6 protein-coding genes are annotated in these 4469 nt (G+C 74.6%); 5 read left to right on the top strand and 1 reads right to left on the bottom strand.

Annotation, left to right across the window (positions count from 1 at the left end):
- From VF468_26210 to VF468_26190, 5 genes are all read left to right on the top strand, one after another.
- Positions 1-236, top strand: a 236-nt coding sequence (locus VF468_26210; GenBank protein HEX5881781.1) for a multicopper oxidase domain-containing protein, incomplete at its 5' end; no start/stop codon positions are given.
- Positions 237-238: 2 nt separating this feature from the next.
- A complete protein-coding gene (locus VF468_26205; protein HEX5881780.1) occupies positions 239-832 on the top strand; it encodes a DJ-1/PfpI family protein in 594 nt (197 codons plus the stop codon).
- Positions 829-1956, top strand: a complete 1128-nt coding sequence (locus VF468_26200) for a polymer-forming cytoskeletal protein (protein HEX5881779.1) — start codon at positions 829-831, stop codon at positions 1954-1956. The genes VF468_26205 and VF468_26200 overlap by 4 nt, the downstream gene beginning before the upstream one ends.
- On the top strand, positions 1953-2645 hold the full coding sequence (locus VF468_26195) for a class I SAM-dependent methyltransferase (GenBank protein HEX5881778.1): 693 nt from the start codon (positions 1953-1955) through the stop codon (positions 2643-2645). The genes VF468_26200 and VF468_26195 overlap by 4 nt, the downstream gene beginning before the upstream one ends.
- A 468-nt stretch (positions 2646-3113) precedes the next feature.
- Positions 3114-3806, top strand: coding sequence for a helix-turn-helix domain-containing protein (locus tag VF468_26190; GenBank protein HEX5881777.1), 693 nt, complete (start codon positions 3114-3116; stop codon positions 3804-3806).
- Positions 3807-3923: 117 nt separating this feature from the next.
- On the opposite strand, the gene VF468_26185 is transcribed toward VF468_26190, so the two are convergent.
- The coding region (locus VF468_26185; GenBank protein HEX5881776.1) for an aldo/keto reductase at positions 3924-4469 on the bottom strand (546 nt) is incomplete at its 5' end.

Genomic DNA, 4469 nt, shown 5'->3' with positions numbered 1-4469 from the left:
ACCATCCCATGCACCATCCCTTCCACCTCCACGGCGCCGGCCGGTTCCTGGTCCTGGCCCGGGACGGGGTTGCTGAGCCCAACCTGGTCTGGAAGGACACCGTGCTGGTCCGCACCGGCCAGACCGTCGACATCTTGTTCGACGTGTCCAACCCGGGCCTGTGGATGGCCCACTGCCATATCGCCGAGCACATGCAGAGCGGCATGATGTTCAGCTTCAACGTAGCCCGCGCCTAGCCATGCAGATCGCCGTCGCGCTGTATCCGGGGCTGACCGCCCTGGACGCCGTCGGGCCGTATGAGGTCCTGCGGCAGCTGCCCGACGCCGAGGTGCGCTTCGTCGGCGCGGCGCCCGGACCGGTGGTCGCCGACAGCGGGGTGCTGTTCCTGGGCGTCACCCACACCTATGAGGAGACCCCGGACCCGGACGTCGTGCTCGTGCCCGGCCCGGGCCCGGGGACGGCGACGACGCACTGGATGACGCAGCCCGGACTGGCCGCCATGGGCGCCAAGCCGCAGCGCGGGCAACGGATCGTGCACGCCGGCAAGGTCGCCACCGCGGCCGGCGTCAGCGCCGGCATCGACCTCGGCCTGTGGCTCACCGGCCAGATCGCCGGCCGGGAGCACGCCGAGACGATCCAGCTCTACATCGAGTACGACCCGCAACCGCCCCTCCACGCCGGCCACCCGAGCAAGGCCAGCAAGGCGGTCGTCGGCAGCGCGAAGACGCTCGGCCGGAGGATCGCCAGCAACCCGTCCGAGGTGCCTGCGGTCCAACAGATCGCCTGGCAGCGCGTGGTCGGAACGTTCCGCAAGCGAAAGGGACTGTCATGAACACCATCACCGTCGTGATCCTCGCCGTCGCGCTGGCCCTGTCACCGGCGGCCGCCGCCCAGCAGAGCGAGCTGGACGGGAAGGTCCGCAGCGGCCGGGAGGTGACCGTCCCCGCCACCGAGACGGTCCAGGGCGACCTGGTCGCCTCCGGGGGAACGGTTCGGATCGACGGCCGGGTCGACGGCGACCTGGTCGCCAGCGGGGGCCGGGTCATCGTGGCCGGCACGGTCACCGGCGACCTGCTGGCCGCCGCCGGCAGCACCACCATCTCCGGGCAGGTCGACGGCGACGCCCGGCTGGCCAGCGGCCAGGCCCGCATCGAAGGGCGCGTCGGCGAGGACCTGCTGCTCGGGGTCGGGCAGGCGACCGTCGCCTCCGAGGCCCAGATCGGCGGCGACCTCGTCTTCGGCGCCGGGCGAGTTCGGGTGGACGGCACCGTCGCCGGGAGCGTCCTCGGCTCCACCGGCAACTACGCGCGGGACGGCTCGGTCGGCGGCAGCGAGCGGGTCAACATCGACCAGCCCGAGGCCGAGCAGGAGCCCACCCTGGCCGATCGGACGGTGGACGCCCTGCGGCGGTTCGTGAGCCTCCTCGTCGTCGGCGCGCTGCTGCTGTGGCTGGCGCCCCGGGTGCTCCGTGGCGCCGCCGACGCGGCCCGGGGGCGTCCGCTGGCCAGCTTCGGGGTCGGGATCCTCGGAGTGATCGGCGTCGTCGTAGGGCTGGTGCTGCTGGTCCTGGCCACCGTGCTGCTGGCGGTCGTGCTGGGCCTGCTGGGGCTCGGGTCCCTGACCGGGCTGACGGTGTTCGGCGGGCTCCTGGTCACGGCGGGCGTCGTCTTCCTGCTCGTCCTCGCCGTGGCCTTCGCCGCCCAGGCGACCGTGGGACTGGCGCTGGGGCGGCTGGTGCTCCCCGGTCGGGACCGCTCGTTCCTGGGCAGGCTCGGCGCCCTGGCGCTGGGCGTGCTGGTGGTGGTCCTGGCCGCGGCGATCCCGCTGGTGGGCGGCTGGCTGGAGGCCCTGCTGGCGCTGGTCGGGCTGGGCGCGCTGCTGCTGCTGGCGACGCCCGGTCGCCGGCGCGCCTCGTCGGCTCCTGGCGACGCCGTCCCCTCGGCACAGGATCGATGACCACGCCGTTCGACTATGACGCCGATCCCGAGCGGTTCCGCCTGGCCGCCGAGGTGACCCGGCGGCACCTGACGGCGGCGCGCAGCCTCTACGAGCAGCTCGCGGAGCTGCTCGTCGGGATCGGGGCGCGGCACATCCTGGACATCGGCTGCGGCGAAGGTGCCCTGCGTGCGGCGCTGCCAGCACGGTCGCCGGCGCGGCTGGTCGGGCTGGACGCCTCCCGGACGATGCTGGGCGCCCATCCGCCGCCGGTCGTCCAGGCCGCCGCCGCCGCCGCCCTGCCGTTCCTCGCCGGGGCGTTCGACGCCGCGGTGGCCGTCAATGTGCTCGACCATCTCGCCGATCCGGCCGTCGCGATCGGCGAGGCCCACCGGGTCCTCGCCCCCGGGGGGTCCTTCGTCGCCGCCACGGCCAGCCGCCACGACTCGCCCGAGCTGGCCCACGTCTGGCGGCCACCCCCCTCCAGCTTCGACGCCGAGGACGGCCCCGGGCTGGTGGGGTCGGTGTTCGGCCAGATCCAGGTCCGGCGGTGGGATGCGCCGCTGGTGCGGCTGCCCGACCGCAACGCGGTCCGCGACTACCTGGTGGCGCGGTTCGTGCCAGCCGAGGCCGCCGTCGCCGCCGCCGCGCAGGTCGCCACCCCGGCGACCATCACCAAGCGAGGCGCCCTGATCCTGGCCCGCAGGTAGCCTGGGCCGGCGGCGCTCACCGCCGCCGGTGCTGCTCGAAGAACGGCCAGAGCGGCTCGTTGGCCGGGACCGGAGCGCCGGGCCGCCACCCTCCTCCTCCTCCATCGAGGAGAAGACGCCGTGAGCGGGGGTGCCGGCCCGGGCGATGAGCTCGGCGAAGCCGGCCGGCGAGGTGATGTTGAGGGCGTGGGTGGCCTCGGAGCCCGCCTGGATGGTGTGGGAGCACGCTGCCGGTGAGGTCGTGCTACCAGTCCCCCCGCCGCGCCCGGGCGGCCGCCGACACCCGCGCGACGATCCTGGCCACGGCCATGCGCCTGTTCCTGGAGCGCGGCTATGGCGGGCGAGGTGGCCGCGGCTGGCCGCCTCACCCCACCCGCGGCTGCGGGGCCTGCTCCCGCGCGGGTATGCCGGCTTCACCGAGGCGACCACCCCGCGGTACCTGGTCCTGCCCGCGACAGCTCCGTCTCGATGGTCGTGAAGCTGGTCGACTCGCCGCGTCGACCCCCGGCGTTCGTCATGGGTGCCCGTGGCTCGTATTCGGTCCTGGACGGTGACTGCGCGCCGTCGTATCTGGAGCTGTGGCTGGACCCGCTGGCCGCCTTCCGGCTCCTGGGCCTGCCCATGGCCGAGGACCTCGGCCAGCTCGTCGACCGGGCCGAGGTCCTCGGCCCCGAGGGCCGGCGCCTGGGCGAGCGGCTCCGCGAGGCCCCGAGCTGGCGGCGACGGTTCGACCTGCTGGACCGCTTCCTGCTGCGGCAGCTTGAGGAAGGGCCGCGGCCCTTGCCCGAGGTCGGCCGGGCCTGGGAGCGGCTGGTCGCCTCCGGTGGGGCGGTGCCGATCGCCCAGCTGGCCGGGGAGGTGGGCTGGAGCCACAAGCATCTGATCGCCAGGTTCAAGCGACAGGTTGGGCTGCGGCCCAAGACGGCGGCCCGGCTGGTCCGCTTCGAGGGTGTCCTGGGTCGTCTGGACGGGCGCCGGCCGCTGGACTGGGGGCTGGTCGCCCGGGAAGCCGGCTATGCCGATCAGGCCCATCTCATCCGCGACTTCCACCAGTTCACCGGCGCCACCCCGACCCAGTTCGCGGCCCGGACGAACCGGCCTGGTGGGGACGGGGAGCGGCCGGGAAATTTCCTTCAAGACAGGGTCGTCGCCGCGTCCTAGCCTGGCCGGAGTGGTCCGGAAAGAAGGACGAGCCGAATGTCCCAGGCAGTCGCGCAGCCCTACGCCACCGGCCGGGACCCCGAGGACATGGACTGGGCCGTCACCCACCAGGCGGCGTCAGCCATCAGCAGCTAGCAGGGTGCCGACCTGGGCCAGCTGGGCGGCGGTCAGGGGGCCGGCGGCCATGGCGGCGGCGTTCTCCTCGACCTGGGCGACGGTCCGGAACCCGGGGATGGGCACGGTGCGCGGGCTGCGCGCCCAGACCCAGGCCAGGGCGCCCTGGGCCAGGGTGCGGCCGCCGCTGGTCAGGACCTCCCGGACGGCGGCCAGGCGCTCCAGCCACTCCGGGGCGGGGCGGCCGTCGCGGAACCAGGTCATCCAGTCCGGGTCGGTGCCCCGGATGTCGTCGGCGGCCAGCCGGGAGCCGGGCCGGAACTTGCCGGTGAGCAGCCCCATGCCCAGCGGCCCGCGGTCGATGCTGGCCAGGCCCAGCTCCTCCCAGAGCGCGAGCATCTCGGGGGTGTCGTTGAGCACGTTGAGCTCGTGCTGGACGGCCGCGAACCGGGGCCCGCCGGCGAACAGGCGGGCCAGCGCCGGGTCGTCGGTGCTCCAGGCGTAGGCGCGGATCTTGCCCTCGTCGGCCAGCGCCTCCAGGACCACCTG

The sequence above is a fragment of the Actinomycetota bacterium genome, from assembly GCA_036280995.1.
Lineage (GTDB): Bacteria > Actinomycetota > CALGFH01 > CALGFH01 > CALGFH01 > CALGFH01.
This window is presented reverse-complemented; position numbering and strand designations above follow the sequence as displayed.

Coding starts and splice junctions, on each gene's coding strand:
- VF468_26200 (HEX5881779.1), top strand. CDS start 829: ATGAACACCATCACCGTCGTGATCCTCGCCGTCGCGCTGGCCCTGTCA.
- VF468_26205 (HEX5881780.1), top strand. CDS start 239: ATGCAGATCGCCGTCGCGCTGTATCCGGGGCTGACCGCCCTGGACGCC.
- VF468_26190 (HEX5881777.1), top strand. CDS start 3,114: ATGGTCGTGAAGCTGGTCGACTCGCCGCGTCGACCCCCGGCGTTCGTC.
- VF468_26195 (HEX5881778.1), top strand. CDS start 1,953: ATGACCACGCCGTTCGACTATGACGCCGATCCCGAGCGGTTCCGCCTG.